This window comes from Fodinibius sp. AD559 (genome assembly GCF_052712805.1).
Map to the genome: position 1 here is coordinate 1 of NZ_JBQPVW010000002.1, position 24112 is coordinate 24112.

General features: G+C 41.8%; 22 protein-coding genes. 9 read left to right on the forward strand and 13 right to left on the reverse strand.

Features of this window, described 5'->3' with window-relative positions; genetic code table 11:
• The first annotated feature begins 245 nt into the window (after positions 1-245).
• Genes ACQ4LT_RS03095 through ACQ4LT_RS03105 form a run of 3 tightly spaced genes read left to right on the forward strand, consistent with a single transcriptional unit; the run spans position 246 to position 3461 of the window.
• Positions 246-1760, forward strand: a complete 1515-nt coding sequence (locus ACQ4LT_RS03095; RefSeq protein WP_445664554.1) for an acyl-CoA dehydrogenase family protein — start codon at positions 246-248, stop codon at positions 1758-1760.
• Between the two features lie 34 nt (positions 1761-1794).
• Positions 1795-2481, forward strand: a complete 687-nt coding sequence (locus ACQ4LT_RS03100; protein WP_445664555.1) for an SIR2 family NAD-dependent protein deacylase — start codon at positions 1795-1797, stop codon at positions 2479-2481.
• 29 nt (positions 2482-2510) lie between these two features.
• Positions 2511-3461 carry an SGNH/GDSL hydrolase family protein gene (locus ACQ4LT_RS03105; protein WP_445664556.1) on the forward strand — a complete coding sequence of 317 codons (951 nt, stop codon included), beginning with the start codon at positions 2511-2513 and terminating at the stop codon, positions 3459-3461.
• Here the strand turns inward: ACQ4LT_RS03105 and ACQ4LT_RS03110 are convergent, their stop codons facing one another.
• Both ACQ4LT_RS03110 and ACQ4LT_RS03115 read right to left on the reverse strand, forming a co-directional pair.
• Positions 3462-4139 (reverse strand): hypothetical protein, encoded by a 678-nt coding sequence (locus tag ACQ4LT_RS03110; protein WP_445664557.1) that lies wholly within the window; start codon positions 4137-4139, stop codon positions 3462-3464. It abuts the gene before it with no gap.
• 72 nt (positions 4140-4211) lie between these two features.
• Positions 4212-4904, reverse strand: a complete 693-nt coding sequence (locus ACQ4LT_RS03115; RefSeq protein ID WP_445664558.1) for an SDR family NAD(P)-dependent oxidoreductase — start codon at positions 4902-4904, stop codon at positions 4212-4214.
• Positions 4905-5089: 185 nt separating this feature from the next.
• Between ACQ4LT_RS03115 and hisC the strand changes: the two genes are divergently transcribed.
• From hisC to ACQ4LT_RS03135, 4 genes are all read left to right on the forward strand, one after another.
• Positions 5090-6202: a histidinol-phosphate transaminase gene (gene hisC, locus ACQ4LT_RS03120; RefSeq protein WP_445664559.1), complete on the forward strand. Its 1113-nt coding sequence runs from the start codon at positions 5090-5092 to the stop codon at positions 6200-6202.
• A 37-nt stretch (positions 6203-6239) separates the two neighbouring features.
• The gene (locus tag ACQ4LT_RS03125; protein WP_445664560.1) at positions 6240-8342 is read left to right on the forward strand and encodes an alpha-ketoacid dehydrogenase subunit alpha/beta; all 2103 of its coding nucleotides are present in this window, start codon (positions 6240-6242) and stop codon (positions 8340-8342) included.
• Positions 8343-8541: 199 nt separating this feature from the next.
• Entirely contained in the window at positions 8542-10368 is a 1827-nt protein-coding gene (locus ACQ4LT_RS03130; protein ID WP_445664561.1) for a histidine kinase dimerization/phosphoacceptor domain -containing protein, read from the forward strand.
• Positions 10369-10460: 92 nt separating this feature from the next.
• A complete protein-coding gene (locus tag ACQ4LT_RS03135; protein ID WP_445664562.1) occupies positions 10461-13523 on the forward strand; it encodes a two-component regulator propeller domain-containing protein in 3063 nt (1020 codons plus the stop codon).
• Positions 13524-13534: 11 nt separating this feature from the next.
• Here ACQ4LT_RS03135 and ACQ4LT_RS03140 read toward each other — a convergent pair whose 3' ends face one another.
• From ACQ4LT_RS03140 to ACQ4LT_RS03180, 9 genes are all read right to left on the reverse strand, one after another.
• Entirely contained in the window at positions 13535-14233 is a 699-nt protein-coding gene (locus tag ACQ4LT_RS03140; RefSeq protein ID WP_445664563.1) for a DNA alkylation repair protein, read from the reverse strand.
• Between the two features lie 15 nt (positions 14234-14248).
• Positions 14249-15010, reverse strand: coding sequence for an enoyl-CoA hydratase/isomerase family protein (locus ACQ4LT_RS03145; protein ID WP_445664564.1), 762 nt, complete (start codon positions 15008-15010; stop codon positions 14249-14251).
• Between the two features lie 126 nt (positions 15011-15136).
• Positions 15137-15472 (reverse strand): endonuclease domain-containing protein, encoded by a 336-nt coding sequence (locus ACQ4LT_RS03150; RefSeq protein ID WP_445664565.1) that lies wholly within the window; start codon positions 15470-15472, stop codon positions 15137-15139.
• Positions 15473-15569: 97 nt separating this feature from the next.
• Positions 15570-17621 carry a phenylacetic acid degradation bifunctional protein PaaZ gene (gene paaZ / locus ACQ4LT_RS03155; RefSeq protein WP_445664566.1) on the reverse strand — a complete coding sequence of 684 codons (2052 nt, stop codon included), beginning with the start codon at positions 17619-17621 and terminating at the stop codon, positions 15570-15572.
• Positions 17622-17726: 105 nt separating this feature from the next.
• Entirely contained in the window at positions 17727-18326 is a 600-nt protein-coding gene (locus ACQ4LT_RS03160) for an acyltransferase (RefSeq protein WP_445664567.1), read from the reverse strand.
• A 76-nt stretch (positions 18327-18402) separates the two neighbouring features.
• Entirely contained in the window at positions 18403-18771 is a 369-nt protein-coding gene (locus ACQ4LT_RS03165; protein ID WP_445664568.1) for an endonuclease domain-containing protein, read from the reverse strand.
• 163 nt (positions 18772-18934) lie between these two features.
• Positions 18935-20140, reverse strand: coding sequence for a 3-oxoadipyl-CoA thiolase (gene pcaF / locus ACQ4LT_RS03170; protein ID WP_445664569.1), 1206 nt, complete (start codon positions 20138-20140; stop codon positions 18935-18937).
• Between the two features lie 79 nt (positions 20141-20219).
• Entirely contained in the window at positions 20220-20666 is a 447-nt protein-coding gene (gene paaI, locus ACQ4LT_RS03175) for a hydroxyphenylacetyl-CoA thioesterase PaaI (protein WP_445664570.1), read from the reverse strand.
• Positions 20667-20740: 74 nt separating this feature from the next.
• Entirely contained in the window at positions 20741-21904 is a 1164-nt protein-coding gene (locus ACQ4LT_RS03180; protein WP_445664571.1) for a 3-hydroxyacyl-CoA dehydrogenase NAD-binding domain-containing protein, read from the reverse strand.
• A 149-nt stretch (positions 21905-22053) separates the two neighbouring features.
• Here ACQ4LT_RS03180 and ACQ4LT_RS03185 point away from each other — a divergent pair, with 149 nt between their 5' ends.
• Complete coding sequence (locus ACQ4LT_RS03185) at positions 22054-22293, forward strand: FitA-like ribbon-helix-helix domain-containing protein (protein ID WP_445664572.1); 240 nt, start codon at positions 22054-22056, stop codon at positions 22291-22293.
• Positions 22290-22709 carry a type II toxin-antitoxin system VapC family toxin gene (locus ACQ4LT_RS03190; RefSeq protein WP_445664573.1) on the forward strand — a complete coding sequence of 140 codons (420 nt, stop codon included), beginning with the start codon at positions 22290-22292 and terminating at the stop codon, positions 22707-22709. The genes ACQ4LT_RS03185 and ACQ4LT_RS03190 overlap by 4 nt, the downstream gene beginning before the upstream one ends.
• On the opposite strand, the gene ACQ4LT_RS03195 is transcribed toward ACQ4LT_RS03190, so the two are convergent.
• A complete protein-coding gene (locus ACQ4LT_RS03195; protein ID WP_445664574.1) occupies positions 22710-23492 on the reverse strand; it encodes an enoyl-CoA hydratase-related protein in 783 nt (260 codons plus the stop codon). It lies immediately after the preceding gene.
• A 90-nt stretch (positions 23493-23582) separates the two neighbouring features.
• A complete protein-coding gene (paaD, locus tag ACQ4LT_RS03200; RefSeq protein ID WP_445664575.1) occupies positions 23583-24092 on the reverse strand; it encodes a 1,2-phenylacetyl-CoA epoxidase subunit PaaD in 510 nt (169 codons plus the stop codon).
• Positions 24093-24112 lie beyond the last annotated feature (20 nt).

Genomic DNA, 24112 nt, shown 5'->3' on the forward strand with positions numbered 1-24112 from the left:
TGACACCCGGCAGCGCCGATGGTACTTCCCGACTGGGAGGAAGCGTAGGTCCCCGCCCGCTCTTTTTTTTGTATAAGGTGATCCTCTCGGGGGTCACCTTTTTTATTTTAAAGTGTAAAATCAATGAATAAGACGCCTACTACGTTTTTACCAAGGAATATTATTCGGTATATTGAGATTTATAAGGACATTTCATTTAAAAGGGTAGAGGTGTTTTTTAACTCTCTCAAAATTTGTTAATGGCTATGGATTTTTCTGAATTTATCAATCAATATAAAAATAAGTTGCACAGTCTCTTCAATGTGCAAGGCGATATCGATGAATTAAGTTTAAGTCGTGGTTTGCCCGATGAAATTTTCAATGAAGTAATGGATTGCAAACCATTGAGTGTATTTATTCCTGAAGAGTATGGTGGGCGTGGAGCAGAAACACATGAAGCGTTGTCAATGTTAGAAGCCAGTTCGTATGAGTCGCTTCCGCTTTCATTGATGATGGGAATTAACGGAGCACTTTTTTTACAGCCGGTGGCAAATTACGGACGTGAAGAAATTAAACAACCTATATTTGATCGGTTCTTGCATGAGAATAATATGGGTGGATTAATGATTACGGAACCAGACTTTGGCTCTGATGCCTTACATATGGAGACGTCTTTTAAAAAGATTAAATCAGATGAGGGCGATGCATTTCAAGTTCGTGGAACTAAGCATTGGGCAGGCTTAACGGGAGCTGCTGATTTTTGGTTGATAACAGCTCGTAAAGAAGGTAATAACGGCGATTTAGGTCGCGATATTGGGTTCTTTATCCATGATAGTAAACGCGGAGGCATTGAAGTAGAAGAATATTACAAAAACTTAGGGCTGTACATGCTGCCATATGGCAGAAATAAGATTGATATTACGGTACCGGAGGAGTATAAATTACAGCCTAAGTCTATAGGTATTAAGATGATGCTGGATGTACTGCACCGGAGTCGTTTGCAATTTCCCGGAATGGGCATTGGTTTTTTGAAGCGATTAATGGATGAAGCTATTACGCACTGTAAAGAGCGCTATGTTGGCGGACAAAGTCTATTTAATTATGATCAGGTGAAGAAACGATTAAATAGGTTGCAATCTTCATTTACAGTCTGTTCTGCAATGTGTGCCTTTACCAGTGAAAATGTTCCGCTTACAAAAGATGTGTCGAACATGAGTCTTACGGCCAATACAATTAAGACCTATACTACGGATTTAATGCAGCAAGCAGCTCAATCTCTGTTACAGTTGACCGGAGCTAAGGGATATCGATTGGATCATATTGCCGGTCGAGCGTTTATTGATAGTCGCCCTTTCCAGATTTTCGAAGGATCTAATGATATTCTTTATCAGCAAATTTCAGAATCGGTATTGAAAAGTATGCGTAAAATGAAGTTTAAAAATCTTCATAAGTTTTTGAGTGAATTCAAGCTTACAGAACGTTCAGCTGATTATTTTTCTGATCTGTTGGATTTTAAAATTGATCACACGTTAGCTCAAGACCGGTTAGTTGAACTGGGAAAAATATTAAGTCGTGTAATTTCTCTTGAGTTTACACTACGTCTTGGTGACAAAGGTTTTAATAAAGATCTGATCAATAATGCTATAAATGTACTCAAAACAGATGTAGAAAGAATGGTGGCGTCTTTTGCTAACGAGAAAGTTCCGAGTGTTGTTGAGGATTATGAAGAGTCAAGTTCTTGGTTGGAATCTATTTTGCCCCAACAGGCTCATAGTCAATAATAAGCGTTCTGCCAATCCAATATAAACGCACGCTATGGAGAAGGTGATAGTTTTAACCGGTGCTGGCATGAGTGCCGATAGCGGATTGAAAACCTTCCGAGATTCTGATGGCCTTTGGGAAGGTCATGATATCCAAGAAGTGGCTACCCCACAGGCTTGGGAAAGAGACAAAGAACTTGTTTTAGAGTTTTATAATGAGCGTAGAAAGCAATTGCATGCCGTAGATCCCAATGCCGGGCACGAGGCTTTGGCTGAGTTAGAAGGGCAGTATGATGTGACGATCATTACACAAAATGTAGATGATTTGCATGAACGTGCTGGGTCATCCGATGTGGTTCATTTGCATGGTGAGCTCTCAAAGGTTCGCAGCGAGGAAGATCCATCACTGATATATGATATTGGTGGTGATGCCATTGAAGTTGGAGACACAGCCGAGGATGGAGCACAGTTAAGGCCTCATGTTGTTTGGTTTGGTGAACCTGTTCCGAATATGCGAAAAGCTGCGAATATAGTTCCTGAGGCCGATATATTAATTGTAATTGGTACTTCGCTTGTCGTATATCCCGCAGCGGGATTAGTCGACTTGGTAGATCAAAATATTCCCAAATATATTATTGATCCGGCCACTCCCGAGCTTCGAACGTTTAAAGGGTGGGAACATGTTCAAGCCCGTGCAGCGGAAGGGACGCCAAAGTTAGTTCATGATTTGATAGAGAATTAGAAAAGTAATTATCTGAGGTAACGTATTTTATGAGTGAGCACAAAGCAAGTAAAGAAGAGAAAGAAGTTTTAGAAAATTATTTATTACAATTTCTAAACCTGGAAAAACGGTATCCATTGCTTCCCGGCATTGAAAATGAAGAAGCTATGGCCGGATTAATGGGATTAGAAAAGGAGGAGCTAAAAGAGCTTCGTGATCGTTTTTCTTCTAATGCCAAAGAAGCTGCAATTGAGTTATTGGAAGATGGCGAAGTAGCGGAATGGATTGAAGATCTTCCCTTTGAACAAGGGGATACCATTGTTGCTATTGGAGATTCCCTGACTGATGATCTGCAAAGTTGGTTTAATATTTTTCAGCATGTTTTGGAAATTGGTCTCGAGGATGCCGACTTAAATTTTGTAAATAGTGGGGTATCATACAATACTTCTACCGATGCACTCAAACGGTTAAATCGTGATGTATTAGATCACGATCCGGACTGGGTAATTGTGGCGTTAGGTACGTTTGATGCGCAGCGCCTGCACGTATCGCCGGATCGTACATTGGTGCCACTGGCTGATTTCTGGGAAAATCTGAATACGATCGAAACAGTTGTCAATGAGGTGACAGATAATCCGCTTATTTGGCTTACTCCTCCGCCGGTTATTACCGAAATGCAGCAGCAGATGCGACTTTTCCATTTTGATTTGTTTGAGGAGGATTTGAGTCAGTATCGAGAAATATTGACGGGTAAAAAGGGATATATCGTGGATCCTCTTGGAGAACGGATGAAGGATAAAGATGACAGCGTAGAAGAACAGGAGGAGGAAGAACCCGGTCCGGCAGCGTGGAATTATTTGAGTGATGGATTACATCCGTCACTTTCGGGCCATTCCAATACCGTCAAAGAGCTTATCCGTTATTTGGCGCTGGCTAAAGAACCCGAAGAAGGAGCCCAGTTTGATACTCCTGATGATTATAATGCGGAAGTTGAGGATTAGTTAAAGATTGATCTTTAGTTCAACAACATTTAGAGAGGGTTCATAACTGGTACTAAAATGCTTGCTGGAAAGGTGTTTCTGTTCAATAAATTCAGGATTTACCATTCCTATTTGTATTGATTGGTCAGCATTGCTATAGGTTATAAGACCATTAACGTTTTGTTGTGGCTGAGAAATCGTAGAGGCCTGTAGGTTTGCAGGCCTTTCAGCAAGCATAAAGGTATCGATCAGTCCAAAGCCCATACCAATCCAAGCGCCGGCACCTGCTCCGTATTGTAATCCCTTTTCAATTCTTTCTTGCAGGATTAAGGTAACTGAGGATCCAACCAGCATCCCACCGACTGCTCCATAAACGGTATCGAGTAATACGAGGATTGATCGGTTCGTACCGTCATTAAATGTGCCTGAAATATAAAACTGTTGTCCTTTGTCAATTTGGGACATATCATAGACGCCCATTCCAATACCGTAAAGGGTTCCCGCGCCAAGTCCTACTTCAACAGGTCTAAAATTATTGGAGTTTTGAAGAGCCATCGTAGCTCCGCCGAGCAGAACACCATTCATTGCCCCGTTTAGAGTGCTGCTGCCTAATAGTTCAATGGACTGTGCTTTTACTTCGTTTTGAGATAATGTAAAACCGAAAATAATTATGAGTAGTAGTACGAAATGTTTTTTCACGACCCTTGATTGCTATATAATTAAAATTACAGCGTTAATGTAGAAAATATAGGCTAAGAATCCCATTCGCTATTATTCGGGATCTTCGAGTGCAACCGGAAGAATTTTTCCGTTATAAAATGCAGATTCCTCTATGGCAAAATTGGCAATATAGTTCCCCATTTCTTTTGCAGTTAAGGGAGCTTCAATGCCGGGGAAAGCTTCTTCAAGCATTTCGGTTTGTACCGCTCCAAGACAAAGGGCATTAGCTTTAATGTTTTTGTCTGATAACTCAACAGAAAGGCACTCCGTTAAGATGCTTAGTGCCCCCTTGGAGACACTGTAAGCCGCAAGCCCCGGAAATTTAGCGCTGCCCTGAAATCCTCCCATACTGCTTATATTTACAATATGAGCATCATTGCTAAATAAGGGGAGCATCTTTTTTGTTATGTGCACAGCGCTGATCAGATTACTTTCGAGTTGTGATCGCCAATCATCCAGAGTAAGCTCCTCGAACGATTTATTAATTAAAGCTCCTGCGTTGTTGATTAGAATATCAACGGTGTTAAAATCCTTTTTTAGTTGTGTTATAAGTTTGTCAACATCCTTTTGATTGGTAAGATCAGCAGGAATAGCAGAAATATCCAGATAAGAATTGGCCAACTCGTTTAATGGCTGTTCCGATCGGGCAACACCTACTGCATGATGCCCTTTATCAGCAAACTCTTTACAAATTTCGCGACCTATTCCACGACTCGCACCAGTAACAACAGCAACTTTTGACATAACAACAGTTTAATTTTTTAATGAATGTACAAATCCAAATTAGACCTTACAACGAAGATTTACTTTAAAAAGTTTTGACCTCATTGCGTTGTTAAAGTGACCTAATTTATTCATATTTATAGCCGAAAATTATGTGTACTTACTCCTGAATTGAAGTTTAAATTTCAGTTACAAATTTGGTAGTTATGGCTGATTCCAGTGAGCGTTCTTTAGTGCCAGTTAACATTCGCGATTTATCTCCCTATGTGGCAGGTAAAACCATTGCAGAAGTCGAGGAAGAATATCAACCGCCGCAAATATCCAAGCTGGCATCTAACGAAAATAGATTGGGATGCAGCCCTAATGTAAAGCATGAAGTTGTGAAGGCTATGCAGGAAATCCAAGACTATCCGGACCCGATTTCCCGGCAGCTTCGCGAAGTATTGGCAGAGCAGAATAATGTACAGCCGGAAAATATTATGATTGCAGCTGGATCTGAAAGTGTTATTGCAAATCTCTGTCGTACTTTTTTCTTGAATCATGAAGAAGCTATTACCGCCGACGCTACGTTCGTCGGTTTTTTTGTTCAGGCAAATATTCGAGGAGTTTCTATTAATAGGGTACCTGTAACCGACGACTATCGGTTTGATCTTGAAGCTGTGGCAGACTGCATCTCAGACCGGACAAAAATGATTTATATCGCCAATCCCAACAATCCCACCGGCACGTATATTACTGATTCAGAATTTGAGCGCTTCATGCGCAAGGTTCCGAGGGATGTTTTAGTGGTCATGGATGAGGCTTATTACGAATATGCAAAAGAGGTGGCAGATTATCCCCATTCGCTTGATTATGATTATGATAACGTGATTACCCTTCGCACTTTTTCGAAAGCCTACGGTCTGGCTGGGTTTCGAATTGGTTATGCTATTGCATCTGAGAAAATTATTAGCGAGATGATGAAAACAAAGTTGACCTTTGAACCGACAACTCCGGCACAGGCGGCGGCACTGGCGGCACTTGGGGATCAGCAGTTTCTAAAGAAGACGAAAGATGTAGTTGAAGAAGGAAAAAATAGGCTTTACCAGTTTTTTGAAAAACACCATGTTAATTATGTGCCGTCTATTTCGAATTCTGTGATGATGATTTTGCCCGATGAACAGCAGGCTATCGACTTTACCCAGGCTATGTTGGAAGAGGGTGTTATTTTGCGACGAATTAATGCTTTTGGATTACCGAACTGTGTGCGGATTACGATCGGACGAAAAAAGGAGATGAGCCATTTTGAGCGCAGTTTTAAAAAAGTGATGAACGCATAGAAATTATTAAAAATAAGCTGATAACAAATTAACAGTTATGCCGACTAAAAAAGAGCAACAGAAAGAAATGCCCGAAGTAATATCATCGATCGATTGGAATTGGCTGGCAAAGCTGATGTTGACCTCTCGAGCCATGGATGATAAAGAGGAAAATGAGCTTGTCCCCAACAAGGATGTCTTATATCAGTTTTCGGCCCGGGGACATGAACTCGGGCAGATTCTATTGGGATCCCAACTCACACATAAACATGATGCGGCCAGCGCCTACTATCGCTCGCGTCCTCTGATGCTCTCACTGGGATTAGACCTGGAGGATGCCATGGCAGCGCCTATGGGCAAGTCTGGCGGATATAGTGACGGCCGTGATATTGGTGTAGTTTGCAATAAGCCCGGTATCGATGGTCCTACAGTATTGCCGATGGCCGGCGATGTGGGATCACAGTACACCCCGGCCGTTGGCTGGGCTCAGGGTATTCAGTATCACCAGAACCAGCTGGATGTAGAAGAATATGAGCGAGCAATTTCTGTTGTTTTGGGCGGTGAAGGTTCGGTTGCTACCAATGGGTTTTGGTCAGCATTGACCATTGCTACAACCCAGGATTTACCCATGCTATTTTATATTGAGGACAATGGTTATGGGATTTCGGTTCCGGGTGAATTGCAAACACCGGGCGGTAACATTGCTAAAAACCTGTATTCTTTTAAAAATATCAGAATTTTTGATGGTGACGGAACTGATCCTGTGGAAGCAGCTGATCTTATCAGTCAATCGGTAAATTATGTGCGGGATAGAAAAGGACCGGCCTTAATTCACTTAACGATGCCTCGATTAAATGGTCATTCGTATCAGGATAACCAGGCATACAAACCTGATGAATTGATTGAAGAAGAACAGCAGGATGATCCGCTGGATCACCTAAAAACATTTTTGATTCCCGATCGGCTTTCTGGTGATGATTGGAAGGAACTGGGAAAACAGGCAGATGAAGATATTGAAGAAGCCGCTGAAGCAGCTTTGGCACGTCCCGAACCTGATCCCCGGAAAACAGAACGTTATGCTTTCTCAGAAACGGATGCCGACGGAAATGTAGATACTCAGCTTGTTGGTGGTTTGGCTCCATCAGAGCACTCTTTTCCCGAAAGTTCCGAAACCCCCAGTCCTGGGAAACAGCGAATTAATATTGTAGAAGCTATTCGAAAAACGTTGGATTATGAGCTTGAGACTAATCCCAAACTGATGGTCTTTGGGGAAGATGTAGGGGCAAAAGGAGGGGTCCATGCCGTGACGATGGGACTCCAAACCAAGCACGGTGAATCCCGTGTTTTTGATACCAGTCTTTCTGAAGAGGGGATCATCGGTCGTTCGGTAGGTTTGGCGTACTCCGGATTGATGCCTGTAGCCGAAATTCAGTTTCGCAAGTACGCCGATCCGGCCACCGAACAGCTTAATAATTGTGGAACAATCCGTTGGCGAACGGCGAATCAGTTTGCAGCGCCCATCGTGGTGCGCATGCCCGGCGGTTTTGCAAAATGTGGTGATCCCTGGCATAGCCTCAGCAACGAAGTCTTTTTTGCTCATGCTGTGGGGTGGCAAATTGTGATGCCCAGCAATGCGCAGGATGCTGCAGGACTGCTCCGATCCGCAATGCGAAGTAATAATCCTACCATCTTTTTTGAGCACCGTAATTTGCTGGATGCCAAGTATGCGCGTAAACCCTATCCGGGTGACGAGTTTGTAGTGCCAATTGGCAAAGCGAATAAATTACAGGAAGGAGAAGACCTTACTGTTGTAACGTGGGGTGCCATGTGTGAACAGGTGGAAATGGCTGTAAATGAAATGGATATTTCTGCTGATATCTTGGATCTTCGCTCCATCATGCCATGGGATAAAGAAGCTGTGTTGCAATCTGTCCAAAAGACCAATCGTTGTTTGATTGTTCATGAGGATACGAAGACGGCCGGCTTTGGTGCTGAAATAAGTGCTGTCCTTTCGCAAGAAGCATTTAAATATTTAGATGCTCCCATTGAACGGCTTACCATGCCTGATATTCCTGTACCATATAATGTTGAATTGATGGATGCAGTGTTACCAACATCCGAAAAGATTGTGGGTAAGATAAAAGCGTTGGTGGCTTTTTAGGATAACGATTTTCAACAATAGGGTAGATTAACTTCCTTTGAAATCTATTGCTGGTTAGTGTGGTGCGTTTGTTCGCTGCATGATACTATCAATGAATCAATTTATTGGGTGGGGTATATAGCAAGTTCAGTGACTTTGGCATATCTGCCCTTGTTGGATAATTATGTAAAATTGTGAGACAGTTAACTTTATAACTTTTATGAAGCTCAGTACGAAACTAATAGGCAGTTTTTCAATTGTAGTCCTTGTTGTAGGGGGTATTGGATTGACTGCTTCTTATTTTAATGATGCAGTTAAAGATCAGGTAACATTCGAAAGTGATAAAGCTATTCAGGAGGTTACCTTAGCCGGTGAATTGGGTTTACAGCTTTTTAAAAGCCTGACAAGAACACAATATTTGTTGGAGGATAGCTATCGCGAAACTCTCTCGATGGATTATAGCAGGAGCAATAGAACCAAGGAGGTTCAAATCGCAAAGATTGAAAAATCGCTTGGAGAGTTTGAGAAAAGCCTAAAAAAGTTGAAAATCCTGGTGAAGTCCAACCAGAAAAATATTTTTAACCCACCCAAAGACTCATCAAAAGTTCTTAGCCTGTTAAAAAAATTAGAAAAGAAATATAGAAATTATTCATCACTTCTTATCCAATTCCAAAACATCAGTACCGAAAACTACCAAGATCGTAAAGAGTTTTTTACGGTAACAATAGAGCCTTACTTTCGATCGAATTTATTGCCGGAAATTGATCGACTGCGAAATCACATCCAGCAAACCCACCAACAACAAATTGCCGGGTTAAATAGCCAGCTTGACAGGGTCGGCTATATATTGGTGATTGCCACCGGCATTGCTTTAATTGTTGCAATTGTTCTATCCCTGTTTATTTATCGATCGATAGCAAATCCTATTGCAAAGATTGCAGATGCAGCCCAGAGTGTAGGGAAGGGCAATTTGCAAAATCGGATCAATTATAACTCTAACGATGAGTTAGGACAGCTGAGTTCTACCTTTGATCAGATGGCGGAAAATCTCAGCAAGACGACGGTTTCACGCGACTACGTAGATAGCATTATAGAAGCTATGGCTGACCTGCTGGTTGTTACCAATAAAGATTTTAACATTACCCGTGTTAACTCAGCGGTATCTGATATCCTTGGATATACAGAGAATGATCTGTTAGGTAAATCGATTGATGCATTATTTAATGAGATGCCAGAAAATATTTTCACAAAACAAAATACGGATAGCAACAGAACATATACCGGTGAGCTAATAGGGAAAAGTAAGGATATTATTCCGGTTAGTATTTCCCGAGGTAAAATTAATGGCAAAGAGGAAGCGACAGAGGGGTATGTTTTTGTCGCCAGTGATATAAGTGCCGAAAAGGAAGCACAGAAGAAGATTAAACAGTCGCTAAAAGATAAGGAAGTGCTATTGGCCGAGGTGCATGATCGTGTAAAAAATAATTTGGCGGTAATTACCGGGATGTTACAAATGCAGATTTGGGAGGCTGAAAGTGATCTTGTCGTTTCTGCTCTTCAGCAGAGTAGGCTTCGTGTTCAGAGCATAGCACTTGTTCATGAAAAGCTATATCAGTCAGATAGTCTTTCTTTTATTGAATTTGATAAATATGTCCATGATTTACTTGAAAGTATACGTAGTACGTATTCAAATAAGAAATCAGATATAAAAATAACTACCGAGCTTGATAGGATCGTGTTGAATATTAATCAAGCTATTCCCTGTTCATTATTAATTAACGAACTGGTGGTAAACTCATTAAAACATGCATTTGAGGATGGGCAAGAGGGACATATTAAAGTTTTATTCAAAACGTTCGATAACAAAGTAGTTTTAACTGTAAAGGATAATGGGATAGGATTTCCTGAGAAAGGGGATCCGGAATCTTTAGGAATTACTTTGATTAAAACATTGGCTAAACAGTTAGAGGGAGCTGTTACTTTCAAAAATAAAAATGGTGCGGAAATTTCTGTATTATTTAAAGCAGAAAAAGTTTTGAATACTTAGTTCCTGGGTACTTATAAAGATGGTTAGCGAGAGTATGTAAATAACCGTACCTTCTTCTTGTAAAAAAAGATAGTTTGCTTTAGGTGTTTTTTATGGGATACAAAAGAAATTATGCCATTTGTGCATTTCTTAATTTACTACTCATACTGGTATTTGTATTGCCTGCCGAGGCTCAGCGATACAACTTCAAGTCTTATTCCGTAAATAATGGTCTTCCGCATTCCCAAGTACATGGATTGTTCCAAACTCATGACGGTTACTTATGGGCCGGAACCTATGGCGGGGGACTGGCTAAATTTGACGGTGAAGAGTTTACAACCTATACCACAGAAGATGGCCTTAAAGATAATAGTATTGAAATTATCTTTGAGGATAGTAATGAAAACCTATGGGTTACTACCTATCAGAGCGGTATAGCAAAAATGGAGGGCGATGAATTTATTTATCCTTTTGATAACAGCACCTTAGATACTGCTGATGTTTTTGCCGTTGATGAAATGAGGAATGGCGACTTGTGGATAGGTACTTATGATGCAGGGATATTCATTTACGATGGTTCAGAACTTAATCGGATAACTACTGAGGATGGATTAGTAAATAATTCTATCTGGGATTTCTGGGAAGCTGAAAATGGAGATATCTGGATTGCTACGAGTGGTGGAATTTCCATATTAAAGAACAACCAGCTTAAGGAGGGTAAAGAGTTCCAAAATTTCACTACTGAGGACGGTCTTAGCGGAAGTGAGATTTATCGTGTTATTCCCGACTCTGAAGGTAGTTTATGGTTTGCAACCAGTAATGGTATTACGGTGTGGGATGGATCCTCGTTTTCGACGATAACAGAATTAGCCGGTACAGAGCTTGGCTACATTTATGATATCATCTCTGCATCTGAGGGTAGTATATGGGTAGGAACATATTCAAAAGGGGTATTTGTATACTCTGACGGTACAGCGAAACATATTACGGAAAACAATGGATTAAGCAGCAACTATATTTATGATCTGTATGAGGATGACGATGGGAATGTCTGGATAGCTACTGATGAGGATGGTATCAATCGGTATGAGGGTGAAGCATTTACTTTTTACGGAACAGAATCAGGAGTTACATCACAAAAAATATATAGTTTACATGAAGATCGCGAGGGTAATATTTGGGTGGGAACATCCGAAGGGATATTTAATTTTAAAGATGGAAGTTTTAAGTCAATAGGTTTTCCGGAGGGCTATGAGAGTTCCAAAGAAGTCTGGGCTATTGAGGAGCTTGCCAATGGTGACCTCTTATTTTTAATGCCTGACAATGCCATTTATAGATATGATGGTAAAGATTTCAGCAATTATTCAGAAACTCATAATCTCGATTTATGGTTCACCTATGATTTGTATGTAGATCAGGATAATACATGTTGGGTTACTACAGAGTGGGGAGTATTTCAAATCGATAATGAAAAAGTTACTCATTATACAGCGGAAAATGGCTTGCCCTCTGATGTTGTTTACCAGGTCTATAAGCATAACGGGTATTTATGGTTTGCCACATATAGCGGTATTAGTAGGTTTGATGGCTCTTCTTTTAAAAATTATACGACTGCAGACGGAATAAATCACAGGTATATTTCTTTTATCACTTCAGATGGAAAAGGAAATTTGTGGTTGGGTACCGGGGGAGGAGTTAGTCTGTTGGATTTAGATGAAAATGGCGATGTAGTATCGATTGATAATTTCGGGAAAGAAATTGGGATGAAATCATTGACCACACAAGTTTTGTGGTTCGACGAATCAGGAACGCTTTGGCAAGGTACCAATGGCGGCATTCATCGTCTGGATGTTCCCGGTTATTGGGAGACGGGAAACATGGAATTGATGCACTATCGGTTGACTGATAATGGTATTGGTATTGAAACTAATCAAGGGGCTGTATTACCTATTGATGATAATCGAGTTCTCTTTGGTACAATGGAAGGAGTTCTGGAACTGGATCCGAATAAAATTGAAGAGCAAACAAAGGATTTGAATCTTCATATAACGAATGTCCAACGTAATTCGCAGGAAATTGAATGGGACCAGTATGTAGATTCCCTATCTTATAAATTTGGCAGACTTTTATTTCCTGAAGTCACTTTTCCCTATGGGCAACATACCTACTCTATTAATTATAAGGCCCCATTTTTTGGCAACACATCCAACGAAAAATTTCGATATAAACTGGAAGGTTTCGATGATGAATGGTCTGGACCGACCAGCTCTAAGACTGCAATATTTACCAATCTGGATCCGGGAGACTACAATTTTATTGTACAGGTAAAGGCTAATGACTCAGAATGGTCGCAAAATGAAGCTCATTACCAATTTGCAATAGCCCATCCTTTTTGGCAGACGTATTGGTTTTACGGTTTAATTGCTTTATCGACTATCGGTTTAATATATGGGTATATTAGATTTAGAGTAGGAAGCTTGGAGAAGCAAAGGCTCGAGGAACTTGTGGATGAACAAACTAAAGATTTACAGGAGGCCTTAGCTGAAAAGGAAGTACTCATTAAAGAAATACATCATCGGGTAAAAAATAACCTGGCAGTTATATCAGGATTACTGGAACTGCAAAGGGGTTATGCAGAGAATGATTTTGTAAACCGAGTTCTTTCGGAAAGTCAACGCCGTGTGCAGTCGATCTCAATGATACATGAAAAACTATATCAAAATGAGCGGCTGGCAGAAATAGATTTCGAAAAATATATTCGTGAGCTTGTAGATATTATAGCATATTCATTTAATTATACGGATAAAGAAATTGAGGTAGATATCGATATTGATGATTTTAAGCTGGGAGTCAGCCAAGGTATTCCTTGCGGTTTGATGCTCAATGAACTTGTCAGCAATTCCTACGAACATGCTTTTACAGATCAAGAAAATGGAAAAATAGAAATATCTGCTGAACACAAGCAGGAAGGCAAGATAAAACTTGTTGTAAAAGATGATGGAAAAGGATTACCCGAAGATTTCTCTATTGGGGAAAATGGATCATTGGGATTAACACTTATAGATACATTGAGTGGCCAGTTACAGGGAGAATACGTACTGGAGAATACCGAGAATGGAATGCAATTTATCCTCGAATTCGAAATGGAAGAGCCCCAGGAAAAAGTACCTGTATAAGCGGGAACTTTTTACTTTGATAAGTACTTCTGCCGATCAGATTCGGGCAATTTTTCAATAGCATATCGCAGCATTGTTCTTGGCATAAAACTAATGTGCTCATCCAGAAAACGTTTCAATACTTGTTCATTGCGTTTTCCGGTTTCACGCAGCATCCAACCGGTTGCTTTATGGATGAGATCGTGCTCATCTTCCAGCAGGAGTTTGGCTATAGCCAAAGTATCATCAAAATCGTCATTTTTGATAAAGTGAAAGGTGCTCAAGATGGCGATCCGCCGCTCCCATAAATTGTCAGACTTAGCCAGCTCGTATAAAATAGATCGATCCTTATCTGAGAGGTATGCACCTACGATATATTCTGCAGAGGTGTCTACCAGATCCCAATTGTTGATGTATTCGGTATTGTCCAGATAGAGGTCGGATACTTTTTTTAGCTCGTCTTTCTCTGCCTTTTTGGATTTGTTTACGAGGATAATTAACGCACAAAGGCGCTCCTCGTGATAATCGGAATGAAGCAACCGTTCAGTTTCCTCAAGAGAGAGTTGCTTAAATTTTCGCGCGACCTTGCGTACTTTGGGAACGCGGATACCCAGGAACCGGTCCCCTTCTCCGTATTCTCCGAAACCAGTTTTAAAAAACTGGGTAGAGCTTTCCGCTACTTCAGGATCTGCCATTTTCCTGAGGGCCTCCTGAACGTTGGTATGATCCATCTTTAAAATAAATTGTTAGGAGCTTTTAAACTCTTCGATAAAGTTTTTGGTAAAATCAGAAAGTACCAGCCGCCCACTTATTTCTGCTCGTTCTTCCAGTAGCTTATCCCAGTCTTCCGTTCCTTTCCAGAGCACTTTCTTCAATTCTTTCATCGCATCGGGACTGTAATCTGCGAGCTGTTTAGCCAATGCGTTCACTTTTTCATCCAGATCAAAGTGATTTTCGCAGACTTTTGAAAAGAGTCCATTTTCGCGAGCCCATTCGGCTGAGTTCCAGCTCGAGGCATCAACCGATAGTGTGCTAAACGCTGAGGTACCTACCTTGCGCTCAACGGCGGGCCCTACTACAAATGGACCGATACCCAATGCAAGCTCACTTAGCTTTATAGCGGCAGATTCGTGGGCTATGGTGTAATCTCCCGCGGATGCGATACCTACTCCTCCGCCTACCGTTTTGCCCTGTACACGGACGATAATAAGCTTTGGACACTGACGCATGGCATTGAGTACCAGTGCAAATCCCATAAAGAAATGTTTGCCTTCTTCGTAATCGTCGATGTTAATAAGTTCATCAAACGAAGCTCCGGCACAGAAGGCACCATCGCCCCGACTTTTTAAAACAAGTACATGAGCTTCGGGATTATTGCCCATTTCGATAATAGTATCAGCTAAATCCCGCAGCATTTGTCCCGGCAGGGAGTTTCCTTTTGGGTGGTAAAATTCAATGGTTCCGATGTTGTTTTGAATGTTGGTCGTAATTTCTCCGTTTTCAGGCATGATATCGAGCAAATATTTTTGTTAAAGTTTTGAAGTAAAAGAAATCGGTACTCAGGAGTCAGAATTCAGGATTATTCCACGGTAAATAACTTGATTTCCCCTCCGGGGAGGGGATTAAGGGGTGGGTTAATCTTTATGTTTTAAAACCCACTGTTCAATAACACGTAATACATTATCAATATCATTTAAAACTTCTTTTTCTGAAAACCTGAGAAACTGAACTCCAAATGATTCGAGTCTACGTTGTCTGGACAGATCATATTTCTGTTGATGGTCATGATACTCTCCATCAATTTCGATAGCAAGTTTCAGTTTTTTACAGTAGAAATCAACGATATAATGATCAATAGGTTTCTGCCTGTCGAAATCAAACTGGTGCATTTGTTTTCTTCGAAGATATTTCCAGAGCCTTTTTTCAGCAGGCGTACTTTTCTTTCGAAGTTCCCGGGCTTTCTCAACCAAGTGTGGAGCGTAGGGAATGATATCAAGTTTTTTTCTTGGTCATGACGAACCCACCTCTTGTTCTCCTCCCATGGAGGAGAGACTCTTTTATTATCTACTACTCTTCCTCAAAAATATCCATATCCAAGACTTCACGGCGTTTTATTAGCGTCAGAATTGTATATTCTGCTACCAATTCGTCATCTTGGTTTGTGACTTCGACATCCCAATAAATAATTCCAAACGGGAATTTATCCTTGGCCTTTTTCTGGCGGACGGTCTTCCGCTTTACAATCAGCTTCGCCTGGATGGTATCACCGGGCGCAACGGGATTAGTGAAACGGAGGTTTTCCAGTCCATAATTAAGTATTATAGGACCTTCATCAGGATGAACAAACAGTCCCGCTGCCCTTGAAAGCACAAAATAACCATGGGCTACAATTTCGCCGAATAGTGAGCGTTCGGCAGCCTCCGGATCGGTATGAGCATAGAATTCGTCGCCCGATAGGTCGGCAAATTGCTCAATATCCTCTTCAGTGACTGTGTGCGTGCCAGTTGTTCTTGCTTCGCCCACTTCCAGATCTTCAAAATATTGTTGGAAGGGGTGTGTTTCTGCCTCTTCGGTATCCGCACCTTTGATATATTGTTTCGTAATATTTTTTAGGGTTGTCGGTGATCCTTGCAAAGCCACCCGCTGCATATTGTGGATGACGGCACGTGCGCCCCCCAGTTCTTCTCCGCCTCCGGCATGACCGGGTCCGCCGTGTACCATATGCGGCATCGGCGAACCGTGTCCCGTTGACTCGTCGGCACAATCTCGGTTCACCACCATAAAACGTCCGTGATAAGGTGCACATCCCAGCGTAATTTCACGGGCAATATCGTCATCCGCCGTAAATAGTGAGCCTACCAAAGAGCCATCTGCTTTATTGGCCAACTTGATTGCTTCTTCGTTTGATTCGTAGGGCATTACCGTGGTCATCGGTCCAAAAGCCTCGACTTTATGCACTTCATCTACTTCCATTGGTTTATGGCACAGCAATACTTTGGGACTGGTAAATGCTCCTTCATGTTGTCCATTTCCATTTGTGTAAACCGACTCAGTTGTTTCCATCAGCGAAGAAACTTGTTCCTTAAACCGTTCAGCCTGCTCCGAGCTGGCCAGCGGACCCATTTTTGTTTCCTTTTGGGCGGGATCCCCAATAGAAGTCTTATCCAGTCGGTCTTTTAATGCATCAATCACATCATTCACGCGCTCTTTGGGGATGATCGTACGACGAATAGCCGTACATTTTTGTCCCGTTTTGACCGTTATTTCATCGGCCACTTCATCCACAAACAGATTGAACTCCTCCATGTCTGGAGTAACATCAGCGCCGAGAATCGAGCAGTTTAGTGAATCGGCCTCCAGGTTAAAACGCACATTGTTGGCGACAATATTGGGATGTGATTTGAGCTTTTGCCCCGTAGTAGCCGAGCCGGTAAAAGAAACGGAATCTTGGCTGGTAAGATGATCAAGCAGATCGCCCGGCACATCGGCGGCAATAAACTGGACTGCGCCATCGGGAAGCAAATTCGATTCCAGCATATCTTCAAAAACCTTATAGGCCAAGTACGAACCTGTGGGGGACGGTTTGATGATAGCTGGCATCCCGGAAATAATACAGGGGGCCAATTTTTCCAGCATTCCCCATACCGGAAAGTTAAAAGCGTTGATGTGTACGGCGACACCGTGACGAGGTACGCAGATATGCTGTCCTACAAACGTACCTTCACGCGAAAGCCGCTCGTGGTCTCCTTCTACGTGATAGGGTAGATCAGAAAGTTCAATACGTGACTTGCTGGACAGGGTAAACATACTGCCGATTCCGCCCTCGATATCGATCCATGAATCCTGTCGCGTAGCGCCGGTGTGGGTTGATAGCTCGTAATAATCTTCCTTTCGATCGAGCAGATACTGAGCCAAAAACTTGATTTTAAAAGCCCGTTCGTGAATGGACATTTTGCGAAGTTTTGGCCCGGCTTTTTTTCGTGCATATTCGCAAGCACCCTTGTAGTCCAGATCCGCTTCCAGCATCTGTGCTACCGGTTCGCCGGTTACTGCGCTAATGAGATCTTGTTCTTCACCTTCATTAACCCATTTTCCTTTGATATAGCTTCGTACTTTCATGGTGTTTGCATCTTATTTAAGTAGTCATCTCGACAACGGGAGAGATCTTTGTCTCACATAGAACAAAGATTTCTCGCTTACACTCGAAATGACATATCATTAAAGTTATTTCTTCTTAGCTTTTCCCCAAGTTTGATATTTTTCCGATTGACTTGGTCGGTCTTTAGGCTCCTCCCGAAGCGGTTCACATTCTTTCAGAGAATCATGAAGCTGTCCCGGTAATTGTTGATACAATTCCGTCCCCTTTGTTTTCCATTGAATCATCTCATCGGAAACATCTTTGACAATTTTCGCCGGATTACCAACCACCAGTTTTCGCTCGGGAATTTTCATCCCTTCCTTTAAAAATGACATGGCCCCGACAATACATTCATCTCCCAACTCCACATTATCCATTACTACGGAATTCATTCCTACAAGGCAGTTGCAGCCAATATGTCCTCCGTGAATAATGGCACCGTGACCGATATGGGCACTTTCTTCTAACACAACAGTTACCCCCGGAAACATGTGGATTGTACAATTTTCTTGTACGTTGCATCCGTCTTTAATTACGATCTTGCCCCAGTCGCCACGAATGGCTGCACCCGGAGCGATGTATACATCCTTGCCAATTACCACATTGCCCGTCACCGCAGCCTGCGGATGGACATAGGCGCTTTCATCAACTACCGGTTTATATCCTTCAAATTCGTAGATTGCCATTTTTGGTTTTAGTTAAGATTCGGATTTTCTATACAAGTGCCCCCTCCTTATGAAGGAGGGGACAGGGGTAGTTGAACTACCAGTAGTCTTCACGCTTCTTAAATATATTTGCTACATGTTGAACGACGCCATCCAAATTATCATAAACTTCTGAAGTAGGGATTCTGATTATTTCAATTCCTTTATCCCGAATAAAAGCATCTCGCTTTTTATCGTGCTCTTCTCCTTCCCGGGTGTAATGAGACTCACCGTCAACTTCAATGGCCAGTTTTAATTGAGGGCAGTAAAAGTCCACGACATAGCTGCCAACTCCGTATTGTCGTCGGATTTTATACCCTGTAATCTGTCTGCCCTTTAATTTACCCCAAAGGATAACTTCAGTTTCTGTCATATTATTTCGGAGGTGTCTTCTGATATTTTTACTATATTTAGGATTTAAAGACATAAGGCAACCTCCCCTTAATCCCCTCCTTGATAAGGAGGGGAAATATTTAGTTCGTAATTATACTATGTGTTATCATAATAGAACACTGATTTTGCGAATCTTACAGATTTTCGTTGATATAGTATCTGTGATTATCAATTAAATCTGCCTAATCCGCGTTCTGTTACACTTTTTCTAAAATGACAGCCATTCCTTGTCCTACACCGACACAGAGCGTGCAAAGCGCATATTGTTTATCCTGCTCATGAAGTTCAATGGATGCTGTTTGAAGCAATCGTGCGCCTGACATGCCCAACGGATGTCCCAAGGCAATGGCTCCACCGTGCGGATTCACGCGCGGGTCGTCATCATCAATGCCCAGCTCGCGTAGTACTGCCAGACTCTGGGCCGCAAATGCTTCGTTGAGTTCGATAATGCCCATATCATCGAGTGATAAATCGGCTCGTTTTAAAACTTTCTTGGAAGCTCCAACTGGACCCATGCCCATAATTCGTGGCTCTACTCCAACGACGGCCGAAGCGACAATTCGTGTCATCGGTTCTAAATCAAAATCTTTGATGGCATAATCTCCGGCGACCAGCATAGCGCAGGAACCGTCATTGATTCCACTGGCGTTTCCGGGAGTCACGGTTCCACCATCTCGAAAAACAGCCGGCAGTTTACTTAGAACTTCTGCCGTAGTATCAGGACGAACAAATTCATCTTTTTCAAAAATTTTAGGATCACTTTTGCGCTGTGGGATTTCCACCGGCATAATTTCTTTAGCCATTCGCCCACTTTCGGTAGCCTGACCAGCTTTCTGTTGCGACCATGCTGCAAACTTGTCCTGATCTTCGCGGCTTACGCCGTATTTCTCCACAATATTTTCGGCGGTTTCTCCCATTGCTTCACTGCCGTACTGCTCATCCATTTTGGGATTAACAAAACGCCATCCAAAAGTAGTGTCATGCATTTCGGTATTTCCGGAGTAGGGCGCTTCCCCTTTACCCAGAACCATTGGCCCGCGTGTCATATGTTCCATGCCACCCGTAATAAACAGGTCGCCTTCGCCCACTTTGATTGACTTATAGGCCTGGACAGCACTGCTCATTCCGGAAGCGCAGAGACGATTTACGGTTTCACCGGGCACAGAGGTTGGAAGTCCTGCCAGCAGCGCTGCCATCCGGGCTACGTTGCGATTGTCTTCACCCGCCTGATTGGCGCAGCCAAAAATGACATCCTCAATGCGTTCTGGATCAATAGTAGAATTTCGGTTCATTAATTCTTTGATGGTTAAGGCCGCCAGATCATCGGCCCGGATAGGAGATAACGATCCTCGATATTTACCGATGGGAGTTCGAATGGCATCAATAATATAAGCTTCTGACATAATTTTAGTCTTGAGTTTTAGGCCGTGAGTTACGAGTTAAAACCAATAGAAACTAATAAATTTGCTGAGGACTCAATACTCACGATTTGTTACTATTTTCCTTAAAATGATATTCTTGAGTTCTAAAAACGGTTCCACGAAAAAGTGCTATCTGCGCATCATCCTGATTGGTAATACTAATGTTATAGACACCAATGCGTCGTCCGATGCTTAGTTCATCTGTTTTGGCCGTAAGCGTATCCCCCGGCACTACTTTCTTCATGAAAGAAATGTTGTTTTCCATTGCTACTGCCACTCGTCCATAGCTATTAGAAGCAAACGCCAAGGCGCTGTCGGCCAGCGAAAAAGCAATTCCGCCATGTGAGACATTAAATCCATTGACCATTTCGTCTCGGACCGTCATTTCAAGCTTTGTATATCCCGGTGTAATATCGACGACTTTGATACCCAGCCATTGACTGAAGGCATCATCCGCCATCATTTTTTTTACTATTTTTTTTGCTAATTCTTCTTTTTGCATTGTCATATAGCTATCAGTCGTCAGCTTACAGCTTTAGTTTAATTATTTTCTGAAAGTTAAATGCTGACAGCTTTTTATTATCAATAAAACGTTTCTCCATTTCGCACTTTTCTCTTCAACAGCGGATTCGGCCGGTATCGATCTTCACGATATTCAGTCTGTAATTTACTGATTCGATCAAGCACTTCCTGCAAGCCAATCTCGTCGGCCCACTTCAGCAACCCTTTGGGATAATTAACACCCTTGGTCATGGCCAGATCCACATCCTCAACTGTAGCTACATTCATAAATATGGCGTCGGCTGCTTCATTGATAAGCATTGCCACAATACGATCTACTATTCTTTGACCAAGTTCTTTGTCTTTAGTTGGTTCGGGATTGTCAGTGTTATCACCGTAATCGTAAAATCCCTTTCCTGATTTTTTACCCAGCCAGCCAGCTTCAACCATCCGCTTTTGTGTAAAAGACGGCTTGAATCGTGGGTCGTAAAAGAATTCTTCAAAAACGGTTTCGGTTACTTTGTAATTGACATCATGACCGATGAAATCCATGAGTTCAAAGGGCCCCATTTTAAAACCGCCGATTTCTTTCATGGCCCAGTCGATAGTAGGTACGTCGCCGATACCTTCTTCATACATACGAATAGCTTCGCTGTAAAACGGTCGCGCTACTCGGTTAACAATAAAGCCGGGTGTATCCTTAGCTAATACGGTAGTTTTGTCCCAGTCGTCAATTTGTTGTCGAGCTGCTTTTTGGGTTTCGCCAGAAGTAGCAATACTTGGCACAATTTCTACCAACGGCATAATCGGTGCCGGATTGAAGAAGTGAATGCCCAGAAATCGTTTGGGTTTTTTAAGGGCTGATGAGATCGAAGCAATCGATAGGGAAGAGGTATTGGTTGCTAAAATACAATCGCGTGAAACAATGCCCTCCAAACGCTGAAAGACATCTTTTTTGATTTCTAAATCCTCTACAACAGCTTCGATGACTAAGCTGCATTCGTCATAATTAGTTAAATCTTCTACAAAGTGGATACGGTCCATAACGCCGTCCACTTCTTTCTGTGTCATGCGGTCTTTTTCGACTTGTCGCTGGAGAATTTTTCGAAGGGCATGCATGGCTTTGCCCAACTGATCGGGATAGGCATCATACAAATAAACTTTATGATTATTTTGGGATGCAATTTGGGCAATGCCTTGTCCCATCGTTCCCGCTCCCACTACACCAATAATCTCATCATTCATTTTTTGGATCTTTATTTTCAAATTCTTGCACTCTGAAAATAATGATTTCAATCCTAAAACCAACTTGTTTAAGAGCAGATAGGCCATTTGTTATATGCAAGTAAAAGTGATATCATGATGATATCGTCAATAGAAGAAAAGGTAATGCTATGAGTAAAAATGTATTAGTTAGAAATATTGATAAAGAAACGCTTAAAAAGCTGAAGAAGAAAGCTGCAGCCAACAATCGATCACTGCAGGAAGAGCTCAAAGAGCTTCTTGAAATGCATGCCGGTCCTGATATCGAAGAGGTTCGTCAGATGGTAAGAGAAAATTTGGAAAAGTATAGGAAGCAAGGTCGAAAATTTTCTGATAGCACCAAAGATATAAGTGAAGACAGAGAGCGATGAGCCTTGTTATTGACTGTTCGGTAGCAGCAAAGTGGCTTTTTCTCGAGGAGGGTTCATCGAAGGCTGAAAGTATTTTGAAAGAGTTGTCCTTCTTTTTTGTTCCGGATTTATTTGTTGTTGAGATTGATACTGTTATCTCAAAAAAAGTACGACAGCGGGAAATATCGAGTGAGGAAGCATTCCAGAAAATTGTTGAACGGAAAAAATTACCATATCAAACTTTGAATTATACTGATATTTCTAAATTAGCACTGGAAATATCAGTATCTCTACCTCTAACACTGTACGATGCAACCTACATTGCTACGGCCATTGAAAAGCATGCTGTAGTATATACTGCTGATCAACGATTGGTAAATAGTGTTTCAAAGTCCTCGCTTAACAAATACGTAGAAAGTATTTGGGATTTGGGTTAGTTACTTCCCTTGAAATTCCGGCTTTCGCTTTTCTAAAAAAGCTTGTACACCCTCGTGGTAATCATGAGTGTTACCGGCCTCGGTTTGCAGATCAGCTTCCAGCTCAAGATGCTCATCTAAATTGTTGGATAGGGATTGGTTGATAGCTTCTTTATAGAGCGCAAAACCTTTGGTAGGCATTTGTGCCAACTTTTGACAAATGGATTGAGCTTCATCCATCAACTGATCTGCTTCTACCGCTTTATAAATAAGGCCAATTTCTTCAGCTTTTTGGGGGGATATTTTCTCATCCAGCAAATACATGGCATTAGCTCTTTGCAGACCAACTAATCTCGGCAGAAAAAATGTACCGCCGCTGTCGGGAATGAGTCCGATTTTGCTGAATGATTGTACAAAAATGGCTTCGTTTGATGCGAGCACAATATCGCAGGCCAGTGCGATGTTAGCGCCGGCTCCCGCAGCGGTTCCATTTACGGCGCAGACAACCGGTTTGTCTAGCTCTCGAATGAGGTTGATGATGGGGTTATAGCTTTTTCGGACGGTGTCGCCGAGTTCATAATCTTGACCTTTATCGACGACTTCTGGAAGATTCTGACCCGCACAAAATGCTTTGCCGTTGCCTGTTAATAGTACACAACGTATGTCTTCATTTCGCGTTGCATCGGTAAGTTCCTCTTGGAGCTCTTTAGCCATAGGCTCAATAAAGCTATTGAGCTTATCAGGGCGATCTAAGGTAATAGTCAGAATCTTATTCTCAAGAGATGTAGAAATAAATTCACTCATAGATAAATATTTTAGGCCACAGATATGCACAGATTTTAACTATTGAAAATTACCCTTATTGGTTCTAATCTGTATAAATCAGTGGCTATTCTAAATACACTTAAAATGTTCAAAAGGCTCATCACAATCATGACAATAGTATTGCGATTTGCAGGCAGTAGAACCAAATTCGCTTTGTAGTTCGGTATTGGTTGAATCGCAGTAGGGACAGGAAATAACTCGGCTTGATCCCTTTAAATTTTTCAGAAAATCGTCATCTTTATCCGTCTTTCCGGGAGGAGCAATTCCGTACTCTTTCAATTTCTGTTTGGCTTCATCCGGCATCCAGTCTGTAGTCCAGGTTTCAGAAAAATCCTTGACAACTTCAAAATTCTGAATGCCGTTTACTTGCAGCGTTTTCTCAATTTCCTGCTCGATGGCTTTCATTGCCGGACATCCGGAATAGGTGGGAGTAATACGTACTATAACCTTGTTATCATCAATCGTAACTTCTCGAGCAATGCCAAGTTCAATGATAGACAATACCGGAATTTCGGGATCTTTTACCTCTGAAAGTAAGTCCCAGATATCTTCTTTACTATATGTTGTTACTGAAGCCATGACATTTTATTAACTAATAA